This window comes from Pseudoalteromonas sp. MMG024, from assembly GCF_021654175.1.
GTDB lineage: Bacteria > Pseudomonadota > Gammaproteobacteria > Enterobacterales > Alteromonadaceae > Pseudoalteromonas.
In genome coordinates, this window is the sequence record NZ_JAKFZO010000024.1 from 35,878 (window position 1) to 58,458 (window position 22,581).

The 22,581-nt window shown below is 40.9% G+C and carries 24 protein-coding genes; 5 read left to right on the forward strand and 19 right to left on the reverse strand.

Features of this window, described 5'->3' with window-relative positions:
• Positions 1–212 precede the first annotated feature (212 nt).
• From hslR to pckA, 3 genes are all read left to right on the forward strand, one after another.
• The gene (hslR, locus tag L1068_RS18500; RefSeq protein ID WP_010561253.1) at positions 213–635 is read left to right on the forward strand and encodes a ribosome-associated heat shock protein Hsp15; all 423 of its coding nucleotides are present in this window, start codon (positions 213–215) and stop codon (positions 633–635) included.
• A 40-nt stretch (positions 636–675) separates the two neighbouring features.
• The gene (gene hslO, locus L1068_RS18505; RefSeq protein WP_237131404.1) at positions 676–1,515 is read left to right on the forward strand and encodes an Hsp33 family molecular chaperone HslO; all 840 of its coding nucleotides are present in this window, start codon (positions 676–678) and stop codon (positions 1,513–1,515) included.
• Positions 1,516–1,868: 353 nt separating this feature from the next.
• Positions 1,869–3,479: a phosphoenolpyruvate carboxykinase (ATP) gene (gene pckA / locus L1068_RS18510; protein ID WP_237131405.1), complete on the forward strand. Its 1,611-nt coding sequence runs from the start codon at positions 1,869–1,871 to the stop codon at positions 3,477–3,479.
• Between the two features lie 153 nt (positions 3,480–3,632).
• On the opposite strand, the gene L1068_RS18515 is transcribed toward pckA, so the two are convergent.
• From L1068_RS18515 to L1068_RS18605, 19 genes are all read right to left on the reverse strand, one after another.
• On the reverse strand, positions 3,633–4,013 hold the full coding sequence (locus L1068_RS18515; RefSeq protein WP_237131406.1) for a DUF6768 family protein: 381 nt from the start codon (positions 4,011–4,013) through the stop codon (positions 3,633–3,635).
• The gene (locus L1068_RS18520) at positions 4,003–4,536 is read right to left on the reverse strand and encodes a sigma-70 family RNA polymerase sigma factor (RefSeq protein WP_237131407.1); all 534 of its coding nucleotides are present in this window, start codon (positions 4,534–4,536) and stop codon (positions 4,003–4,005) included. Before L1068_RS18520 ends, L1068_RS18515 begins: the two co-directional genes overlap by 11 nt.
• Before the next feature lie 189 nt (positions 4,537–4,725).
• Entirely contained in the window at positions 4,726–4,980 is a 255-nt protein-coding gene (locus tag L1068_RS18525) for a hypothetical protein (RefSeq protein ID WP_237131408.1), read from the reverse strand.
• Between the two features lie 9 nt (positions 4,981–4,989).
• Positions 4,990–5,697, reverse strand: coding sequence for a hypothetical protein (locus L1068_RS18530; protein ID WP_237131409.1), 708 nt, complete (start codon positions 5,695–5,697; stop codon positions 4,990–4,992).
• A 335-nt stretch (positions 5,698–6,032) separates the two neighbouring features.
• Positions 6,033–6,275, reverse strand: coding sequence for a 30S ribosomal protein S17 (gene rpsQ / locus L1068_RS18535; RefSeq protein ID WP_054979002.1), 243 nt, complete (start codon positions 6,273–6,275; stop codon positions 6,033–6,035).
• A complete protein-coding gene (rpmC, locus tag L1068_RS18540; RefSeq protein WP_010561265.1) occupies positions 6,275–6,466 on the reverse strand; it encodes a 50S ribosomal protein L29 in 192 nt (63 codons plus the stop codon). The genes rpsQ and rpmC overlap by 1 nt, the downstream gene beginning before the upstream one ends.
• Positions 6,466–6,879: a 50S ribosomal protein L16 gene (gene rplP, locus L1068_RS18545; protein WP_010561266.1), complete on the reverse strand. Its 414-nt coding sequence runs from the start codon at positions 6,877–6,879 to the stop codon at positions 6,466–6,468. Before rplP ends, rpmC begins: the two co-directional genes overlap by 1 nt.
• Positions 6,880–6,892: 13 nt before the next feature.
• Entirely contained in the window at positions 6,893–7,591 is a 699-nt protein-coding gene (gene rpsC, locus L1068_RS18550) for a 30S ribosomal protein S3 (protein ID WP_010561267.1), read from the reverse strand.
• A gap of 11 nt (positions 7,592–7,602) precedes the next feature.
• On the reverse strand, positions 7,603–7,935 hold the full coding sequence (rplV, locus tag L1068_RS18555; protein ID WP_010561268.1) for a 50S ribosomal protein L22: 333 nt from the start codon (positions 7,933–7,935) through the stop codon (positions 7,603–7,605).
• Positions 7,936–7,947: 12 nt separating this feature from the next.
• Positions 7,948–8,226 carry a 30S ribosomal protein S19 gene (gene rpsS, locus L1068_RS18560; RefSeq protein WP_010561269.1) on the reverse strand — a complete coding sequence of 93 codons (279 nt, stop codon included), beginning with the start codon at positions 8,224–8,226 and terminating at the stop codon, positions 7,948–7,950.
• Between the two features lie 16 nt (positions 8,227–8,242).
• Positions 8,243–9,067, reverse strand: a complete 825-nt coding sequence (gene rplB / locus L1068_RS18565; protein WP_054979004.1) for a 50S ribosomal protein L2 — start codon at positions 9,065–9,067, stop codon at positions 8,243–8,245.
• 17 nt (positions 9,068–9,084) lie between these two features.
• Positions 9,085–9,387: a 50S ribosomal protein L23 gene (gene rplW / locus L1068_RS18570; protein WP_054979005.1), complete on the reverse strand. Its 303-nt coding sequence runs from the start codon at positions 9,385–9,387 to the stop codon at positions 9,085–9,087.
• Positions 9,384–9,989, reverse strand: a complete 606-nt coding sequence (rplD, locus tag L1068_RS18575) for a 50S ribosomal protein L4 (protein WP_054979006.1) — start codon at positions 9,987–9,989, stop codon at positions 9,384–9,386. Before rplD ends, rplW begins: the two co-directional genes overlap by 4 nt.
• A 17-nt stretch (positions 9,990–10,006) precedes the next feature.
• Entirely contained in the window at positions 10,007–10,642 is a 636-nt protein-coding gene (gene rplC / locus L1068_RS18580; protein WP_054979007.1) for a 50S ribosomal protein L3, read from the reverse strand.
• Positions 10,643–10,669: 27 nt separating this feature from the next.
• Positions 10,670–10,981, reverse strand: coding sequence for a 30S ribosomal protein S10 (gene rpsJ / locus L1068_RS18585; RefSeq protein ID WP_010561274.1), 312 nt, complete (start codon positions 10,979–10,981; stop codon positions 10,670–10,672).
• A 656-nt stretch (positions 10,982–11,637) separates the two neighbouring features.
• Positions 11,638–14,271: a TonB-dependent receptor gene (locus L1068_RS18590; RefSeq protein WP_237131410.1), complete on the reverse strand. Its 2,634-nt coding sequence runs from the start codon at positions 14,269–14,271 to the stop codon at positions 11,638–11,640.
• Positions 14,272–14,570: 299 nt separating this feature from the next.
• Positions 14,571–17,189, reverse strand: a complete 2,619-nt coding sequence (locus L1068_RS18595; protein WP_237131411.1) for a TonB-dependent receptor — start codon at positions 17,187–17,189, stop codon at positions 14,571–14,573.
• Between the two features lie 238 nt (positions 17,190–17,427).
• Entirely contained in the window at positions 17,428–17,703 is a 276-nt protein-coding gene (locus tag L1068_RS18600; RefSeq protein ID WP_237131412.1) for a hypothetical protein, read from the reverse strand.
• 57 nt (positions 17,704–17,760) lie between these two features.
• The gene (locus L1068_RS18605; protein ID WP_237131413.1) at positions 17,761–20,658 is read right to left on the reverse strand and encodes a TonB-dependent receptor; all 2,898 of its coding nucleotides are present in this window, start codon (positions 20,656–20,658) and stop codon (positions 17,761–17,763) included.
• A gap of 322 nt (positions 20,659–20,980) precedes the next feature.
• Between L1068_RS18605 and L1068_RS18610 the strand changes: the two genes are divergently transcribed.
• Both L1068_RS18610 and L1068_RS18615 read left to right on the forward strand, forming a co-directional pair.
• Entirely contained in the window at positions 20,981–21,733 is a 753-nt protein-coding gene (locus L1068_RS18610) for a LytTR family DNA-binding domain-containing protein (RefSeq protein WP_237131414.1), read from the forward strand.
• Between the two features lie 100 nt (positions 21,734–21,833).
• Positions 21,834–22,223, forward strand: a complete 390-nt coding sequence (locus tag L1068_RS18615; protein WP_237131415.1) for a hypothetical protein — start codon at positions 21,834–21,836, stop codon at positions 22,221–22,223.
• Positions 22,224–22,581 lie beyond the last annotated feature (358 nt).

Sequence of the window (22,581 nt, forward strand, 5' to 3'; positions counted from 1 at the left end):
TATTTTTGAACGACCATCTTAACCTGTCAGCTTTTCTACAACAAGCAGGTAATATGGAAAGTGGCTGGAATTTACACTGTAAATATGACAATTCTGTGTCAGGGCTTGATTCCCTTTGTCTCTATTTTTGGTAAATAAATGTATCAACTTTGTCTATATTGGCATTTATGGTATATTTCACGTACTTTTCAGTGCAATTATTCACTCACTCCATGAGTAAAAAGCAGAATTCAACACACACTTCAGATCACGACGACAGTCTAAGCGTAAGATTAGACAAGTGGCTTTGGGCTGCACGCTTTTACAAAACACGTGCGATTGCTCGCGAAATGATTCTCGGGGGCAAAGTTCACTACAATGGCCAACGATGCAAACCTAGCAAAACCGTTGAGTTAGGTGCGACAATTAAATTCTCGCAAGGATTTGACGAAAAAATTGTCACCATCGAAAAGATTAGCGATCAAAGACGCGGGGCACCAATTGCGCAAACGTTGTATCAGGAAACGCAAGAGAGCGAGAAAAAGCGTGAAGAAAACGCTTGGGCACGTAAAAACAATGCCTTTTTCTCTCCAAGCCCTGAACAACGCCCTGATAAAAAGCAGCGTCGTGAGCTTATTAAATTTAAACATAGTTAACATTTATCAAGCAGTACGCTTGAAACAAGGTATCTGACCAATGCAGCAAGATCTATTACACAGATATATTTTTGAAAACCATGATGTACGTGGTGAGTTAGTACAACTTGATCAAACGTTTTCAGAGATAATCGAAAACCACAATTACCCAACTGAAGTCAAGCAGTTGATCGGTGAGCTATTAGTAGCAACCTGCTTACTTACAGCAACGTTGAAGTTTGAAGGCGAAATTGCCGTTCAGCTACAAGGTGACGGGCCTGTAAAATATGCCGTGATTAATGGTAACCACCAGCAAACTATGCGTGGTATTGCCCGAATTCAAGGTGAGATTACAGATACTGGCGTGTTAAACCTAATTGGTAAAGGTCATATGGTTATTACCATTACCCCGCTTAAAGGCGAGCGCTACCAAGGTATTGTACCTTTAGTGTCAGACAGCCTAGCTGAATGTTTAGAGCAGTACTTCCAGCAGTCTGAACAGCTACGCACACGCATGTGGATTAGCACTGATGCTGAGCAAGAAAAGTGTTCGGGCATGCTGCTACAAGTATTACCTGTAAACAAAGAAAAAGCGGAAGAAGACTTTACGCATTTAGAAGCATTAACAAATACCATTAAAGATGAAGAGTTATTAAATCTTGATGGTCATACAGTGTTAACGCGCCTTTATCATGAAGATAACCCACGTTTATTTGATCCTCAACCAGTAAGTTTCCGCTGTGGCTGTAGCCGTGATAAAATTGCAGATGCAATTGTTAATGTTGGTAAAGATGCATTGCTTGAAGATGCGAAAGAACAAGGCGCTATTAAAATTAACTGCCAATATTGTTTAAAAGAATACCAATTTAACAAACGTGATATTGAAAACATTTTTAACTAATAAACAATGTTTTTTTATTGAAAAAGCAGGCTAAATGCCTGCTTTTTTTGTTATCTGAATTAGTTTAGCGTTTCACCAATACTAAGAACATCATAATTGCAATTAACTTACCGCTAATTCCCTGCACAAAAAGTCTATAAAAAGTACAAAAATAAAATGACAGCGGTGTCATAAGATCGATGCATATTGGGTATTTTAAAATGACACCGGTATCATGAAAAAAAATACATAAATCCCAGAAAAATCGGGGGTTTCAGCTTTGGTTTTACTCTAGTATTAAGATAGAATTGACGCTCGAATTTTATTCGATTTTATTTTACTACCCGTTCAAAACCCCTAGGAGTGTTTAAACTATGTCAGCTTTAGAAAACTCGATTGATTTGTCGCAATATGGCATTCACGATGTTTCAGAAATTGTTCACAATCCATCTTACGAGTTACTTTTTGCGGAAGAAACTAAAGCGGGCCTTGAAGGTTATGACAAAGGTGTCGAAACTGAATTAGGCGCAGTTAACGTGAAAACTGGTATCTTTACCGGTCGTTCACCAAAAGATAAGTACATCGTACGTGATGAAACCTCAGCTGACACTGTGTGGTGGTCTGATCAAGGTAAAAACGACAACAAACCAATGACTCCTGAAACTTGGTCACACCTAAAAGGTTTAGTGACTAAGCAGCTTTCAGGCAAGCGTCTTTTCGTAGTTGACACATTCTGTGGTGCGAACGAAGACACACGCCTTAAAGTACGTTTTGTTACTGAAGTAGCATGGCAAGCACATTTCGTTAAAAACATGTTCATTCGTCCTTCTGAAGAAGAGCTAAAAGATTACGAGCCTGACTTCATCGTAATGAATGGTGCGAAAACCACGAATGACAAATGGCAAGAACAGGGTCTTAACTCTGAAAACTTCGTTGCATTTAACCTAACTGAGAAAATCCAATTAATTGGTGGTACTTGGTACGGCGGTGAAATGAAAAAAGGTATGTTCTCAATGATGAACTACTACCTACCCCTCAAAGGCATCGCGTCAATGCACTGTAGTGCAAACGTTGGTAAAGATGGCGACGTTGCAATTTTCTTCGGTCTTTCTGGTACTGGTAAAACAACACTTTCAACCGACCCTAAGCGCGAGCTAATTGGTGATGACGAGCACGGTTGGGATGACAACGGCGTATTTAACTTTGAAGGTGGTTGTTACGCAAAAACAATTAACCTAAGCAAAGAAAATGAGCCTGACATCTACAATGCAATCCGTCGTGACGCATTATTAGAAAACGTATCAGTTGATGAAAACGGCAAGATTGATTTTGACGATAACTCAACAACTGAAAACACGCGTGTTTCTTACCCAATTCACCACATTGATAACATTGTTAAGCCGGTATCAAAAGCAGGTCACGCGAAGAAAGTTATCTTCCTAACTGCTGATGCGTTTGGTGTATTACCACCAGTTGCTAAATTAACGCCAGAGCAAACACAATACTACTTCTTATCGGGTTTCACTGCGAAGCTAGCGGGTACTGAGCGTGGTATTACTGAACCAACTCCTACGTTCTCAAGCTGTTTTGGTGCTGCATTCTTATCACTTCACCCAACACAATACGCTGAAGTACTGCAAAAGCGTATGGAAGCTGCTGGCGCTGAAGCTTACCTAGTAAACACAGGTTGGAACGGCACAGGCAAACGTATTTCAATTAAAGCAACACGCGCAATCATCGATGCTATCTTAGATGGCTCTATCGATAACGCAGAAACTGAAATCGTGCCACTATTTAACCTTCAAGTACCTAAGTCACTTGAAGGTGTTGAAGGTGATATTCTTGATCCTCGTAACACTTACGAAGATGCAAGCGTATGGACTGACAAAGCAACAGACCTAGCTAAGCGTTTTGTTGATAACTTTGACAAGTTCACTGACACAGAAAACGGCAAGGCGCTTGTAGCGGCAGGCCCAAAACTTTAATTAAGTCATTCTCCTTAGTTAAAAAAGCCAGCATCTAGCTGGCTTTTTGTTTTATATACGAACCATACGCATCGATTATGACAGTAAGAACTGAAGAATAAATACCAGCGTTTGCAGCAATATTAAAACAACTGTCTTTAGCTTATCCATCAATTACTCCGACTTACTTGTTGAAACTTTTAAGTCATTAACCGCAACTTCAAGGCGCTTTATTTCACGCATTAAACTACTTCGATTCATTTCGTTATAAAGCCAACTTTTAGCGGCAATATGAAATTGAAAACTAAAAATAGCGAGTACTCCCCAAAATAGTTGCGTATCTGCTGCTTGCGTAAAAAATTGATAGACAAGATAAGCGAGCCCGAGAAAATTTATTAGTACTAATACATTTACTAATATAAACCAAGGTCGCATCGCGCCTTTTAAACCCGCATTTAGCAATGCGCCTAGCCCATTATTTTGTTCCGCTAAAATGCGGTCGATTTCAGCTGAATCCGCATCGAGTTGTTTAACAATTCTTTCGTCAATATTCATCTTGCTCATCCTCTACACTCTGTTGTAACGCTTTTCTGGCACGATATAGTCTCGATTTAACAGTACCTAATGGTACTTCTAATACCTCGGCTATTTGTGTCAATTGCATTTCTTCCAAATAGAACAAATGTATAACCTGCTTATCTATATCTGGAAGCCGCTCTATCAACGCTCCGATATCTCTGCTTTCAGGTTTAGTTGACGCGACAATATCAAGCACATCTATATCGTTTGCGATAATCTCTTTATCTCGCTTTGCGGCGCGCATTAAATCATATACGCTCCAGCGGACGGTTTTAAACAACCAGCTTTTGAATGCCCTTGGGTCATTTAATTTGTGAAGGTTATTTGCGAGTTTTAACCATGCATTTTGCACTGCATCATGAACTATTTGCGGGTCGCTCGATAGTTTATACGCAAAGCGAGTTACGGCTTTTTGGTAGTGACGACACAGATAGGTGAACGCTTCTGTGTTCCCTGATTGAGCCGCTAAGACCAATAACTCTTCCTGCGCTTGATGCATTTACACTTCCAAAGTAGATTGTTTGATTATCAAGACGTGAGCGTTCGAGCAAAGGTTCACGCAGATAGAATTAAATTTTCCCTTGAGGTTAGTAAATGGTGGGTGAATAATTGAATTGGTATTAGGTTTTACTAGGTATTACTAGGTATTTACATCAATCTTGAAAGTTAAATAAGGTTGTCGCTAAAGCTAATCAGACGCTTTTACACCAAAGATATCTAGCATTACCTCAAATACATTTTCAATTAGCGTCATTTGCCGCTCTGCCGCCTGTATTTCTCTTTTCTCGCTTATACAATCATTATATTGCGCTCCTATCACAGCCATAGGCAGTGTTTGGTTTTGAAACGCATTTTCTCGACATTCTCTTATGTCACGCTGCTTCAAACCAGTTGAACAACCAGCACTTATTAGCAGCAAGAAAATACATACACAATTTTTCACGCATATCCCTTATTTTTTCTTTAAATACTTATTCAGCGAATTTTTCAGCAATATTTCATTATCTGATTTTTCACCTGGACATGGAAAGCCAGATGAGGACGGCATGTCCATACTGCCCATTTCAGAACTGCTATCGACAAGATAACACTTACCTTTATATTTTATTGTCTTACGTGATGAGGTTGCACTACCAACGACAACTTCAGCTTGCTCGTTAACTAGATCTTGATATTTTTGCGACGGCTTAATTTTGACTTTAGGTTGGCTTATCTGGTTATTGAATTGTTGCGATTTAAAATAAGCCTGCTGTTCTTTTTCTATTACATTCTCAAGGCTCTTGTAACGATTAAACTTTATGACTTTAGTTTTGGCCTTAGTCGACTTTTCCTGAGTTTTAGGTACGCTTTTCAACGGATTTTCAGTGCTTTTTTGTACTGGTGGTTCTGCAACTTTTGGGGTTTTGTTTTCCTGCCCAACAACTGCTTTTTTTAAAATTTTTTCAGGTATTTCCTGTTGTTTAGGTTCAGGCTTTTGCTCATCTTTAGGTTTCACCATTTCAGCAAGAATTTTGCGCTGCTGCGCGACAGGTATGATGTACGTTTTAAGCGACGCTTCCTGTTTTGAACTTGGCTGTTTGAATGTTTGAGTTACCAGTAAGTAGCCTAGAACAAAGTGTATGGTAATAGAGTTCAGCAATGCCATTTGCTTAGAACGCACAGCAACACCTTTTGAAAATTTATAATTATTATGAATATGTTAGGAGTATTGCAAGGGGTTAAAGTTCAGCGAATAAAACCTAAACAATGTAAGAAATCGTAAGTAAGCAGTAAGCAGGCTTACCCAAAGAGCCAGTTAATACTAAACATTGACGAATAGTAACTGTGTTACCACCTTTGGAAATGATCTTCTTATCATGTGCGTGTAGCTTAGTAGTACACTAAATGAACTTACCCTAGATTAAGGGCTTCACCTACAACTTAATTTGCTTTATTCCAAACATAAAAAACCCCGACCAAGGCCGGGGTTTTTAGCGTTTACTTAATTAATAAAAATTAAGCAATAACGTCTACTAAAGTCCAAGATTTGTTCTTAGAAATAGGAGCACATTCACGAATAGTAACTGTGTTGCCTACTTTAGCAGTGTTGTTCTCATCGTGTGCGTGTAGCTTAGTAGTACGCTTGATGAATTTACCATAGATTGGGTGCTTCACCTGACGTTCAACAGCAACAACGATAGACTTGTCCATCTTGTCACTAACTACGCGACCTTGTAGAGTACGGATTTTATCGCTCATTATGCACCTGCCTTCTGGTTGATAACCGTTTTAACACGCGCGATATCGCGACGTACTTTACGTAGTAAATGAGACTGAGCTAGCTGACCAGTGCTCGCTTGCATGCGCAGGTTAAACTGCTCACGAAGAAGCTCTAGAAGTTCAGTGTTTAGCTCTTCTACGCTCTTGTCTTTTAATTCGCTAGCTTTCATTACATTACCGTCCGAGTTACGAATGTTGTCTTGAATGGTAGTTTACGAGCAGCAAGGTCAAACGCTTCACGAGCAAGCTCTTCAGAAACACCTTCCATTTCGTAAAGTACTTTACCAGGCTGAATTTCAGCAACCCAGTATTCTACGCTACCTTTACCTTTACCCATACGAACTTCAAGCGGCTTGTTTGTAATTGGCTTATCTGGGAACACACGGATCCAGATTTTACCTTGACGCTTGATGTGACGAGTCATAGCACGACGAGCTGCTTCGATTTGACGAGCAGTCATACGGCCACGGCCAGTCGCTTTAAGGCCGAATGAGCCGAAGCTAACTTTGTTACCGTTTTGCGCTAAACCGCGGTTGCGGCCTTTGTGCATTTTACGGAATTTTGTACGTTTTGGCTGTAACATTGATCGCTACCCCTTACTTAGCTTTACGAGCTTTTTTCGGTGCACGCTTAGCTGGCTTCTCAGCTTCTTGTTTCAGTGGAAGACCACCGATAACTTCGCCTTTGAAGATCCAAACTTTAACACCGATGATGCCGTAAGTAGTTAAAGCTTCTGAAGTTGCGTAATCGATATCAGCACGTAGAGTGTGTAGAGGTACACGACCTTCACGGTACCACTCAGAACGTGCGATTTCAGCGCCGCCTAAACGACCGCTAACTTCAACCTTAATACCTTTAGCGCCTAGACGCATTGCGTTTTGTACAGCGCGCTTCATAGCACGACGGAACATTACACGGCGCTCAAGCTGTGAAGAGATGCTGTCAGCTACAAGCTGTGCGTCTAACTCTGGCTTACGAACTTCAGAAATATTGATCTGAGCCGGAACACCTGCAAGTTTAGTCACTGCTTGACGTAGCTTCTCAACGTCTTCGCCTTTTTTACCGATAACAACACCAGGACGAGCTGTGTGAATTGTTACACGGATTGATTTCGCTGGACGTTCGATAACGATTTTAGACACAGAAGCCGCTTTTAATTCCTTTGTAAGGAAAGTACGAACTTTGTGATCGCCAAATAGCGTCTCAGAGTAGTCTTTTGTATTCGCGTACCAAGTAGATACCCAAGGTTTTGAGATACCTAGGCGAATACCAGTAGGGTGTACTTTTTGTCCCATTAGTTAATCTCCTAGTTATCTGAAACCACAACAGTGATGTGGCTAGTACGCTTAAGGATGCGATCCGCACGACCTTTAGCACGTGGACGAATACGTTTCATTGTAGGACCTTCGTCTACAAAAACTTTCGCCACTTTAAGCTCATCAATGTCAGCACCTTCGTTATGCTCTGCATTCGCAATAGCAGACTCTAGTACTTTCTTAACTAAAACAGCCGCTGATTTCGGGCTGTACGCCAGTATTTCTAGCGCGCGATCAACAGGTAGTCCACGGACTTGATCTGCAACTAAACGTGCTTTTTGCGCTGAACCAGAGGCGAATTTGTGTTTAGCTAATGCTTCCATCATATTCCCCTATTAACGCTTTTTAGCTTTCTTATCAGCAGCATGGCCGCGATAAGTACGTGTAGGTGCAAATTCACCTAGTTTGTGACCGATCATTTCGTCCGAAACAAATACAGGGACGTGCTGACGACCATTATGGACAGCGATGGTCAATCCGATCATATTAGGGATGATCATTGAACGACGGCTCCAAGTCTTTATAGGCTTCTTGTCACCGCTTTCCAACGCCTTCTCTACCTTCTTCAGCAAGTGTAGGTCAATGAATGGACCCTTCTTGAGAGAACGTGGCATGGCAATTCCTCAACTATTACTTAGTACGACGACGTACGATAAATTTATCAGTACGCTTGTTCTTACGTGTCTTAGCACCTTTGGTAGGCTTACCCCATGGAGACACAGGATGACGACCACCAGAAGTACGACCTTCACCACCACCGTGTGGGTGGTCTACTGGGTTCATGGCAACACCACGAACTGTAGGACGAACACCACGCCAACGGTTAGCACCAGCTTTACCTAGTGAACGAAGCATGTGTTCTGCGTTACCTACTTCACCTAAAGTTGCGCGACAATCCGCTTCAACTTTACGCATCTCGCCTGAACGAAGACGAAGTGTTACGTACTGACCTTCACGAGCAAGGATCTGAACGTATGCACCCGCTGAACGAGCGATTTGAGCACCTTTACCAGGCTTAAGCTCAACGTTGTGAACAGTAGAACCTACAGGCATGTTACGCATTGGCAATGTGTTACCAACCTTAATCGGTGCATCAACACCAGATTGGATTGCATCACCAGCTTTAAGGCCTTTAGGTGCGATGATGTAACGACGCTCACCGTCTGCATATAATACAAGAGCGATGTTTGCGCTACGGTTTGGATCGTATTCTAAACGCTCAACTTTAGCCGGAATACCGTCTTTAGTGCGTTTAAAATCGATTACACGGTAATGATGCTTATGACCACCACCAATGTGACGAACCGTGATACGACCGTTGTTGTTACGACCACCTGATTTAGAGTTTTTCTCTAGTAGCGGAGCGTATGGCTTACCCTTGTGTAGATCAGGGTTAACCACTTTAACGACGTGACGACGACCCGCAGAAGTTGGTTTACACTTTTGAAGTGCCATAATTCTAACTCCTTAAATTACTCGGCGCCGCCGACAAAGTCTAATTCGCTGCCTTCTTTAAGAGTAACGTAAGCTTTTTTCCAATCAGAACGCTGACCGAAACGCATACCAGTGCGCTTTTTCTTACCCTTAACAACAAGCGAACGAACACCCGTTACTTCAACTTCGAAAAGTTTTTCTACAGCTGCTTTAATTTCAGCTTTAGTTGCATCTTTAGCTACTTTGAACACAATAGTGTTACTAGTTTCAGCATTGATAGTACTTTTCTCAGAGATGTGCGGAGCACGTAGAACTTTTAATAAACGTTCTTCAGAGATCATGCTAATGCCTCCTCAAGTTGCTTAACAGCTGCTGCTGTAATAAGAACCTTATCGAAAGCAATTAAGCTTACTGGGTCAATGCCCGCAACGTCACGTACGTCTACTTTGTATAGGTTACGTGAAGATAAGAATAGGTTCTCATCAACTTCTTCAGTTACGATTAGAACATCTTTAAGCTCTAGCTCTTTAAGCTTGCTTACTAGTTCTTTAGTCTTTGGTGCTTCTAGACCAAAGTTTTCAACAACTACTAAACGCTCTTGACGAACTAGTTCAGATAGGATGCTTTGAATCGCACCGCGATACATCTTACGGTTAACTTTTTGGCTGTGATCTTGCGGCTTAGCTGCAAAGCTCACACCACCGCTGCGCCAGATTGGGCTGCGGATTGTACCAGCACGTGCACGGCCAGTACCTTTTTGACGAAATGGTTTCTTACCGCCACCACTTACTTCAGAACGTGTCTTCTGAGCTTTAGTACCTTGACGAGCACCTGCTGCGTATGCAACAACTACTTGGTGTACTAATGCTTCGTTAAACTCACGACCAAAAGTAGCTTCGGAAACCTCAAGAGCGCCTGATGCGTCTTTTAACGTTAATTCCATCACTAAATCTCCAGGACTTAAGCTTTAACAGCTGGTTTAACGATTACGTCGCCATTTACTGCGCCAGGTACTGCACCTTTAACAAGTAATAGACCACGTTCTGCGTCAACACGAACAACTTCTAGGTTTTGAGTCGTTACACGCTCAGCACCCATGTGACCGGCCATTTTCTTACCTTTAAATACTTTACCAGGTGATTGGTTTTGACCAATTGAACCCGGAGCACGGTGAGATAATGAGTTACCGTGAGTAGCGTCTTGCATACTGAAGTTCCAGCGCTTAACACCACCTTGGAAGCCTTTACCTTTAGAAGTACCAGTTACGTCAACTTTTGCAACGTCGTTGAATACTTCAACAGTAATTTCGTTACCAACTTCGAAGTCACCTTCGTCGCCAGATAGACGGAATTCCCACAGACCACGACCAGCCTCAACACCAGCTTTAGCGAAGTGACCCGCTTCTGGTTTGTTTACACGGCTAGCTTTCTTCTCGCCTGCAGTCACTTGAAGCGCGTTATAACCGTCAGTAGCTTCAGATTTAACCTGAGTTACACGGTTTGGCGTCGCTTCGATAACGGTTACTGGGATTGAAACGCCATCTTCAGTGAAGATACGAGTCATGCCCACTTTACGACCGATTAGACCTAATGCCATTTTCCTAAAACCTCTCTAATCTTCCGATTAACCCAGGCTGATTTGAACATCAACACCAGCAGCAAGGTCTAAACGCATTAGTGCGTCTACAGTCTTGTCAGTTGGCTCTACGATGTCGATCAGACGTTTGTGGGTGCGGATTTCGTACTGATCACGCGCGTCTTTGTTAACGTGCGGAGAAACAAGTACAGTGAAACGCTCTTTGCGCGTAGGTAGTGGGATTGGACCACGAACCTGAGCACCAGTGCGCTTAGCAGTTTCCACGATTTCCAACGTTGATTGGTCAATCAAACGATGGTCAAAAGCTTTTAGGCGAATACGAATGCGTTGATTTGACATTCAATTAAACCTCAATAAAAAGAGCATTTTAAAAAGAGCATAAAAAAACCGTCAACTCATCCAAAAAATTGGAAAGCGACAATCTTCTTATATCTTACCTTTGAACTCCAAATCGGAGTTCCTGTTCATGGGCTTGAAATCCAAGCCTCTATCTTTAACTTTCAAAGCTTGTAAGCGAACTCACAATTTTGAAAGTTTGCGTATTATAGTGATATTGATGATAAATGCAACAGTTTTTTTAGAGCAGGGTTTAGGGTTTAGCAGATATTCTGAAATCTTAAAACTCAAGAATCTTAGTGGGGAAAATAAAATGGGGGGTGGATAAATCCCCCATTTGGTCCAAAGAAAATCGCAATGTTAAATATCAATGCGATGAGCTTAGACTACTGACTGCGCGCCCTATTCTCTAGGCTAAAGTGATAATACGAACAAATTCGGTGACAAACGGCGAAGCTATTACAATTTGAAATAAAGATTCTTATCTTTCATCGAGATAAGGTTGCTCATTTGTAACGAATAGCTACAAAACGATTTGTTCTTACATTTTTCTATCAAGAGCTTTAGCTTGAGATAATATCCGGAAAGCCTAATTACTCATAAACTAAATCAAAAAAATAGGAGCCTTAGGCTCCTATTTTTAGCTATGCTAATCTCTATTAGAACGCAATAGAGTAGTTTGCATATACAACACGACCAATGATGTCATGGAAAGCATCATTGAAACCATCACGTAACTCATCATTTAAGTCAGCAATGTTATCAGTTAGGTTACGAGCACCAACTGTAAGCTTGCCATACTGATCTGTTGTGTAAGATGCAGACAAGTCAATAGTATTCCAACTTGAGAAATCTTGACGTTCAATGTTAGCTAGCTCATCCTCTGGTGACTCACCTTTAAATGCAGCTGTATAACGATATGTAAGGTTTGCATCAAAATCACCGATACTATAACCAAAACCTGTGTTGAAACGATACTCAGGAGTATCTTGATAACCAACTTCATCAAAACGAGGTGCTGTCGGAGTATCTTGCGTTTCATACTCTAGCGTATATGAGCCTTCAAAGCTGTAACGAAGCTCACCGTAATTACCTAAGTCGAAACGGCTTTTCACACTTAAATCAATACCGCTTGTTGTAATACCAGCCATATTAATAGAGCTTGTATTTACATTTGTTAGCGTGCCATCTGCATCACGTGTAATATTAATTCGATTAGGATCAAAGTTACTAAGTAGACCCGCAGCTTCTAAATCAACAACTGACTGTGCGCTAAGAAATTGTACTTGCTCATTAATTTCAATGTTGTAGTAATCCACAGTCATTGATGTACCATCAACGATATCCCAAACTAAACCTAATGAGTACTGGTCAGATTCTTCAGGATTTAGCCCCTCATTACCTGCACTTCGGCGTTCAATCTGTTGTGGCTCACACACATCGGCATCTTCACGGTCTGCTGGCGGCAGAGCTTGACAACGAGTTGTATCAATTACTCGGTTAAAGCTTAATGCTTCATCACCAAGTAAGTCGTCTAAGCTTGGCGCTCGGAAGCCTTGGCCATAAGATGCACGCAGTACTAAACTATCAAGCGCTTGATAACGCGCATTAATTGCTGACGAAAGTTTACCTTTATCTGGCACACTATACTGGTCATAACGTGTTGCGACTTTTAAAGTTAAGCTTTCTAAAACTGGTAAATCCATTTCAGCAAACGCCGCTTTATAACTACGCTCACCTGCACTATCACCACCAAACGCTCCTAATACGTCACCATTTGCAGTCTGTCGGTCCATTTTATCTACAAATGTATCGTCTCGATATTCTGCACCTACTGAGTAAGCTAAAGTACCACCACCAAGTTCTAGGTTTGTATCAGACGCCCAACTAATTAATGCCGCTTTTGATACAGTTTCTGCTTCACGAGTGAACGTATGTTGGAAAAGAGCCATATCTTCTGCTGACGCATTACCACCAAGTACAAACGGATTCCAGCGACCATCATTTACTGCGTCTCTAAATTTATCTTCAAAAACGTAGTGCTCAGTTTTGATATTCACTTTTTGCGTACTGTGTTGTAGGTCAACTTTAAGTGAGCCCATATCAGTGTTGTAAGTTAGTGATGTTGAGAAGTCTAACACGTTACTATCAAACGTTGATTCACGATCAGCTGCACCAACCATACGGGTCCAGTATTCGATACGCTGTGGATTTGCAGTGCCGAAAGTAGGGTTGTTTGGATTATCTGCTTCCATATAAAAAGGATCATTACCAAAACCTGTATTAATACTTGTTGATGCTGTTTCAGAGCTATCAAAAAGTACCATTACTTGTGAATCCCAAACTAGATTATCAGTAATGTCATAGCCTACATGACCAAAGATTGAATCTTTCTTACGGTCAGGTAAAAAGTCTTTACCATCAAGGTAATTGTAACCACATCGCTTATCATCTTCACCACGGTCCACAATCATATCTGCGGGACAATCTGGGCCTGGCATACGCGCACCAATAGCATTACCTTCGTCATCAACAGGGCGATACGTACCATATGGAGAATAAATAGTTGAACGGTTATAACCAGTTTCCCAATCAGCTTCTAGTTGAGGGCGACCACTACCGCCACCTGCTAAACCTTCCCACTGTTTGTGCTCCATTACAACAGTTGAGCGAGCACGTTCACCTTGAGAACCAAATGTAAGTGAAACACCAGCTTCATCACGTTGACCTCGTGTTGGGTTTGCAAATGAACCTTTAACTAATAACCCTTCAAAGTCTTTTTTCAGAATAATATTAATTACGCCACCGATAGCATCAGAACCATAAATAGCTGATGCGCCATCACGCAGAATATCGATACGCTCTACCGCTTCAATTGGTACAAAGTTTAAGTTTGTACTTGTACCACCAAATGTTGCAGAAGGTGCAATACGGCGACCATTGATAAGCGTTAATGTTCTTGCTGAACCTAAACCACGCATACCTGAACTTGAGTGGTTTTGTGCGGAACTACCGCCCGCACTTACAAAGCTACCTTGCGTGTTGTAAGGCATTTGAGCAATAACTGCTGATAAATCGGTTAAACCTGTCGCTGCAATATCTGATGATGTTAGCGTTGTAACAGGAAGTGCCGATTCCATATCTGTTCTTTGTATACGTGAACCTGTTACTTCAATGCGTTCTACTTCTTCTGACGAAGCATTTTCTTCTGCCGCATTTACTGAAAAGTTGATAGATGATAGCAATGCAGAGGTAATCGCAACCTTTAACACTGACTTATTGAATTTTTTCATTTATTTTATCTCCCTGGAATAATATTACGTTGAACTAGTCAAACGCAAAGCTCAACCTAATTACATTAAGAAGGCATTTCCATTTGTATTATTCAAGAGGATCCAATTTAAGGATAAGCGGCGAGAGTTGAATTCAAAAACTATAAATCTGACATAAAAAGACACATGTATTAACTTTCTGTTTATCTATAGTTAAAGAATCACACTAGCAATATTTGAATATAGTAAATTAATCCCTTAATTTAAGACATAAAAAAGCCAACGACAATGTCGCTGGCTTTGAGTCACTAAACTACTAATTAAAATGAATATTTAACGCCGAGTGTAAACACTCGCCCATCAAGTGAATACAAATCTCGTGAAGTTGCTGCAGAATCCTGCACCCAACCACCAACAGTATCAATTGCCGGATCTTCGTCTGTTAAGTTACGTACACCAAAAGCAAGGTCTAACCCATCCATTGCAGAATAAATTGCATTAATTGAATGAGTATCCCAAGCTTCAAACTTACCGCCAGTATCTGAATCAGTTTCATCGATCCATTGATACATGTAGTTAACACGTACATCACCAAACTCATACAAGAAGTTAAAGTTAGCTCTATTTGCAGGATAGCCTTGAGTTCCTGGCTGGTCGAATACTACACCTAAGATTTCTTCTTCATAAGTTGCAATGTGCGACCATTGTAAATCAGGTCTAAAGTCACCAAATTCAGTTTTAAATAGATATTGAACTTTCAGATCAAGACCTTCAACAGTGCGAGATGCTAAGTTTGCCACTGGATTGATCAGGCCACAGTTAGGATAGCTTTCAACAACGCAGCGTGTAATTGGACCTGGAACTCCACCATTCGATGCGCCACGGTTAATTATAACGCCCGCAGGAAGGTTATTAGCCTGTTCAAGTTCAAATACGTCTTTAAACTCAAGTTGAGTTACAACGTTTTCTAGGTCAACACTGTAGTAATCTGCTGTTATCAATAGATCTTCTACAGGTTCTAAAATTATACCTAGATTGTATGAATCTGACGTTTCTGCTTTTAACTCTGAGTTACCAGCATTATAAGTTTCTTGTTGACCTGCAGGACAATCCGCATCAGCAATACCCTGTGCACGACAACGAGTTGTATCAACTAACCCCTCAAAACTTTGTTGCGGTTTAGCATACAGATCCGTAAGGTTTGGTGCTTTGAAGCCTTGACCATATGAAGCTCTTAGCTTTAACCAATCCGTTGCTACATAAGAAGCAGAAATTGAAGGTGAAACTTCTGAGCCAAAATCGTCATAATCATCATAACGAACAGCTACATTCAACTCTAACCCATCGATAACTGGTACATACAACTCACCAAAAACAGCCGAACGCTGACGCTCACCTGCAGCTGAGTTACCTGCTGAACCTAGTACATTCTGAGCTTCACGGAATGAATCATAAATATCTTCATATTCCTCATCAGCATATTCTATACCTGCTGACCATAAAATATCACCCCCACCTAACTCAATCCCAGTGCCACCATTAAGTGCGAAAAGAATTGAAGTAGTATCGTTTGATAAATCTCGCGTTAATGTTGCCTTACTCGCTGCAACTGCAGCCAAATGGTCAGGGTCTTGAGATAATGGATCAAGGTAGTTGTAACCACCATTAGCAACAAGCGCTTCAATGTTTGATTGTAATACGTAGTTATTACCTAATTCAGTTGCATTATACTTATATTTGCGAACGCTAAAGTCGTATTCAATATCACTGTTACCGAAACTACCATTGAAACCTAGTACCGCATCCATTTCAGTTGCATTACTTGAGTCATCACGTGGACCATGCGCAACGAAACGGTGATAAAGTAAAAACGCTTCACCAACAGGGTTAATAGGTGCATCACCTGCTACTGCAAATCCTCCGATTGCAGGTGCAAATCGCCCTGAAGTTTTAACTTTTGAGATTCGGCTTTCAAAGTAAACTTCATGGTCATCATTTAGGTCTCTACGAGCATCTAAAAATGTAGAGAATCGCTCTACATCCATTGTGTTGTATGAGATATCACTAAAAATATAACCACAGCCTGTCCCTGGAACGCCAAAAGGATCTAAAACAGGTAGGTAGAAACTTGCATCACAGTCACCTACGGAAAATGCTTCAGTAAACTCAAAATTAAAACCGGAGTTACCACCACCATTTGCACCAGTAACATCAACACCATCTCTAGGAATTCCACTGCTCGTGATATTCAGTCCTGTGTATGAGCGGTCGCTATCTGCAATGTGATCTTTGTTTGAGTATTCAAATGAAAACAATACGCTTGATGTATCGTTTGAAGTACCAGTTGTGATCTTAAATGATTCTCTGTCACCACCATCTTGACTCGGAATATCACTGTTGTACTCTACGATCGTACCATCAAAATCTTTCTTCATAATGATGTTAATAACGCCACCAATCGCATCTGCACCATAAACAGCTGAGGCACTGTCAGTGAGGATTTGAATACTTTCAACCGCTGACATTGGAATTGTATTGATATCAACAGCGGACGTGCCGGTAAATGCATTACCCGGAACGCGACGACCATTAATTAAAACTGCAGTTCTGTCTGTTCCCAGACCGCGAAGGTTAACAAGTGCTGCACCACCAAAACTACTACCTGATTGCTCTCGATAAGAACCTAACGTGTTGAATGACGTATTACGTAATACGTCTGCTACGCTGTCGAAGCCTTGCTCTTTAATAGACTCAGCTGAAATTACAGTAACAGGTGTAGCCGTTTCCAAATCTGAACGTTTGATACGTGAACCCGTAATCTCAATACGCTCGACATCATCTGCAGAGCTGGCTTCCGCAGCAATAGTGTTAAAACTTGCGCCCGAAAATAACGCAGATGTCATCGCTATTTTAAGCGCTGACTTTTTAAATGTATTCATTATAATAATCTCCCTGGAATAGTATTGCGCTGACTTAGTCAAACGCAAACCTCAACCTAATTACATTAAGAGACTATTTCCATTTGAATTATTCAAGAAGATTGGAGTTGGTGGTAAGCGGCAGAAGACAGGTTCAGAAATCAAATTTCTGACATAAAAAGAAACATATATTTACGCCTAGTTTACTATAATCTAATTAAACAGGGCATGCGCTTTATTGCATAACCCCTCTGCATTTTTACTGCCCACGCGTAATCTCTGGTTTGTTCAACCGCTTAAGTGTATTTTGTGCAACTTCTTCATCACGCTTAATTTGCTCAATTGTACGACACACTTTAGTTTTTCGATTGCTACCTGTGCGAGACATTATTTCACATCTCACTCCATTAACGTCAGTATCAGCTTGTTTTTTCTGTACGCTAGCAACCTGATCTCGCTTAAACATATCTTGTGACGATTCACAACCAACTATAAATAACAGTGAAACACTCAAAATTATTAGAGATTTATACATTTTTTGTCCTTAAATAAAAAAGGGGTGAATAAACACCCCTACCAGGGTTATAGTCCGTTAAAAGCTAACAACAGCACGTAAGTACATATAACGGCCAATAATATCGTAAGTTGCTACGTCAGTATTTGCACCGAATGCCGAGAATACGAATGGCGGTTCTTCATCAAATAAGTTATCAATACCAGCAGTAACTGTTAAGTGATCTGTCACTAAATAACTACCCTGTAAATCAACGACTACATTTGATTCTACACTGCGATCAAACGGGTCTGTCCACCAACCATTTTCTGTTTCAGTAACGCCATCAATGTAACGCGTGGTAAGTGTTGCATCCCAATCATCTTTTGACCAACCCACTGTAAAGTTAGTTTTTAGCTCTGCAAAGTGACCATCATGATTTACTTCAAAGCGGCCAACATGATCAATTGTTTCAGATGCTAAGTGCTTATCGTATTCAAGTAAGTAAGTACCATCTAGAGACAGGCGCCATTCACCAAAGTTCGAATCAAAAGTATAGCGAATATCAAAGTCAATACCTGCTGTATCGATACCACCTACGTTTACCGCATAATCATCTACCGTAATAATACCGCCATATGCAGCACTGTCTGCGCCAAATCGAGTAATACGGTCACAGTATTCACCTCGCTCGAAACATCCTGTTAAAGTACTTTGAGTACCTACTGTAGATAGCGCATTATCAAGTTGAATTTCCCAGTAATCGACACTGAAAGACAGATTCTCAACAAAGTCTGGTGTGTAAACCATACCTACAGTTAAAACATCAGCTTCTTCAGGTTCTAACTCAATGGAACCGCCCCAGTTTTCTGCACCACCGGTGTTTGATGGAATTTGCTCAACGCCATCTGAATCATATCCATTCGCAGGAACACCTGTTGCAATACAATTTGCAAAATTCGGTGAGTTCTTAACTGCTTCATATGCTGCATCTGACCCATACGTGTTCGCATCACATGGATCTGCAGCTTCTGGGAAGCCTATAGCTGCACCGCCTACTAAGTCATCAATTGTTGGTGCTCGAAATGCAGTTGAAACAGTTGAACGAAGTAACAACGCATCTGTAGGCATCCATTTAAGACCAATTTTACCCGATGTATTGTCACCAAAAGAACTATAATCAGAATAACGGAATGCTGCACTCAACTCGAGCATGTGAGCAAATGGTGCGTCGTCCAAAATTGGCACAATCGCTTCACCAAACACTTCTTGTACATCATATCCACCTTCCGTACTTACTGCGTTACCAGCTGTAGTTGTACCTTGAAGGATTAGCGAGTCAGGCTTGTAATATCCTGATTCTTTACGGTATTCATATCCCGCTGCAAACCCTACAGGGCCCGCTGGTAAATCAAATAAGTCACCAGAAACAATAGCCGAAAGAGTCTCTTGACGGTTTTGACCTAACTCTGTTGTGTTATAGTCTCCCGAAATATACTGTAACATCTCAGGTGTAATTGCAGTATCAGTGCCCGGTTGGCCAAATATGTTAAGTGGAACACACCCATCAATTACAGCACCTTCAGCATTCAAACATACAAGCTGAGCGCCATTCGCAGCATCTACAATTGCGTTACCGTCAGAATCGGTAATAAGTGACCCGTTTGCATCTAACCAACCCGTTGGACCAGCAGCATCACCTACTCGAGCTAAGTTGAAATAGCCTTCAGCGCGCTCTGTTGCATCACTTTGACCGAAATTATACGAGATCTCCCAATCCCAGCCATTTTCAAATACACCATTAAAACCTACAACAGTTCTAAATGTCTTGTAATCTCGTTCATTTTTACGACCGCCCGTCTCTAGCATACGGCGACGCCAATCATCTATCTGGAATGAATTACCGTCTGGATCTTTTGGACCATATTTGACGTTGTAATAGTTGTCTGGCGAATACGGTGCTGCAGTACCGAAGAAAATAAGTGGTGCTAATGGCTCAGGTGCAATTAAGCGTTTACCGACCGTTTGCACATAACTCATCTCCGCAAATGAGTTTACTTCACCTAAAACACCAAACTCACCTAGCAAGTAGTTTGCGAACACATTCACATATTTACGTTTACTTGGAGTTTGTAGATAATTCACTGGGTTATAGTTATATGAATCTGTCGCCCCATCATAAGGGCGCCAATCACCAAACTCAGGCCCTTGTGTTACATTGTCACCATTGTAACCATCCATATTGCTCCAAGGTGGCGCAGATGAACCGCCTCGCTCAGTGCTACCATCAGCATAGGCACGAAGTTCATATTCTGAAAAGCTTCTGTCTCCCTGAAAGGCGTCGCCTTGGTCGTTATAACCTAACGACACAACAACATTTCCGCGATCACTCGCTGCACCAAATGTTAAATCAACGCCTTTGGCTTCAGCATCACCTTCGCCACTTTGACCTGCGTTCAGTTTTAATTCAAACCCTTCATAATCATTTCGCGTGATGATATTCACCACACCCGCGATCGCATCAGAACCATAAGTAGCAGAAGCACCGTCTTTCAAAACTTCTACACGTTTAACTACCGAAGTTGGAATCGTATTAAGGTCAACGGAGGCATTTGCGCCATTACCGCCAGCAACCACACGACGACCATTGATTAACACTAGAGTTCTTTCATCACCTATACCGCGCAATGAAAAACGCGTACTTGAATCACCACCATTATTGGTTTGAGTATTAACCGCAGCACCTGCAGATGAGGTTAAATTTTGCAGTAAGTCACCAACGTTGTTAACACTCATTTTGCTAATTGCCGCAGCATCTATAGTCGTGACTGGGTTAGCACCTTCCATATCAGTTCGCTTAATACGCGAACCAGTTACTTCAATACGTTCGACTTGGTTTTCCGCTGCTTCTTCCGCTGCATTAGCTGAAAAAGTAACACCTGATAGCAGCGCTGTTGATACCGCTACCTTTAATACTGACTTCTTAAATTGAGCCATATTAGATTCTCCCGGGAAATCTCATGTTATTATATTGTTGTTTTATTGTTTCAATTTAACTTTAACATCGTTTACAAAATAATAACAAGTATATTTGGTTACCACACCAAATACACAAACGGCGTGATAATCAACTTAAGCGGACACTTGTGTAATTTCTGTTACAGAAATAAATACATTTTTACAGAAACTTTACATAACATAGCTTAGCAACTTAATAACCACTAACATTTTGTTACTCCTTGTTACCCAAAAAGACTAACACCGTAGACAAATCAATGACAAAATGCACAGACCTTATAGATTAGAAGGAACTTGCGTAATGAGAAAATTTAGTCTCGTTATTGCAGACGAAAAAGAAAGTAATAAGTCTGCACTAAAAACATTGTTAAAGGAGCACGAAAACTTTGAAGCAATTGCTTTAGCGTTTGACTGGTCTGAAGCAATTAGCATTGTAAATACGATGCAAGCTGACGTTCTTTTTATTAATCACAACTTGCTGCCTGATTTAGACGCATTAGAAACATTAGCTCAAGAATGCCCTGACTATACGCAAATCGTTTATCTTGGAGAGTCAGAAGCTGAGGCAATTTACGCATTCGAACATGATTTTGCTGACTATCTTTTATTCCCTTGCGATAGGACTCGATTTAGTAAGTGCATCAAAAAGCTTTCGTCACGGCTCAATAACAACAAACAGCTCCCTTTTGGGAATATTCAAAGCTTGATTAATCAATTAAACACGCCTGATCAAACTCTTATAGTAAAAGACTCTGGAAGAATTAAGTTGATCGATTGTAATGACATAGTCTGGGTTGGTGGGGCTGGTAACTATGTCGAACTATATTTAGTGAACGAAGAACGCCCAACTCTCCACAGAGAAACATTATCTACTATGGAAACCAAACTAGCTGATTTAGGATTTATACGCATTCATCGTAGTGTAATCGTCAGGAAAAAGTGTATCGCCGAGCTCAAACCAACCGACAGCGGCGATTATCAGGTTACTTTACGCAATGGCCATCAACTTAGCCTTTCAAGACGGTATAAGTCATCAATGACAGGTATCATCTAATAACTACGATATAATTCACGTGATAAGTGTTTGTATGATATAAATAGTTTGTTTGTGCTAGTATGAACAAATAAAAGATAACTCGTATAAACACTCGTCTATGAAGCTTATTAAAATCTCACCAATCGTAGCCTTAAGTACCCTGCTCTTTGGATGTCAATCAAATGACTTCAACCCAGAGAGTAAAATTAGCACCATTACTGATGCAGAAACGAAACTTCAGAAAGCTATTGAAGATAAATCGTGTGATGCAAGCTATCAATGCCGTGTAATTTCCTATGGTGAACGCGCATGCGGCGGGCCGAGTCGCTTTGATATTTACTCAATTAAGACAAGTAAACAAGAAGACATTGAATTCTTGGCAACTGAAATAACATCCTTTGAACAAGCTTATAACCAAGAAAACAAAGCATTTTCTACCTGTGAGCATAATCCAGCACCTCAAACGCTTTGCTTGAACAAAAAGTGTGAAGTAATAGAAAGAGAATAATACAGATCCCATATGTTACGAAACCTTAATTTTGTAAATAATCAATCTACTCTCGGCCAGACAAAGTCTATCAAGTAGAAGTCTGTATTTCTAAAGCTGTTACCTGAAAACACCTCTGCTACGCTTCACTAACTAAGCTCTATTTATAGTTGGGCTTGTATAACTACCACAAAATGCTCATCAAATGACTCAATGCGTAAATACCAATAAGCTTGAAGGGCTATTATCGACCATACTTAATTAGGCGAATTACAACCGAAACGAAGTTTCGCAGTGTAATGAGGTGAGGTCATGGAAGACCGATGTAACCCAGCTTCATGGATGAATTAAGCATTGTAAATTCATAAAACGCCCAAAC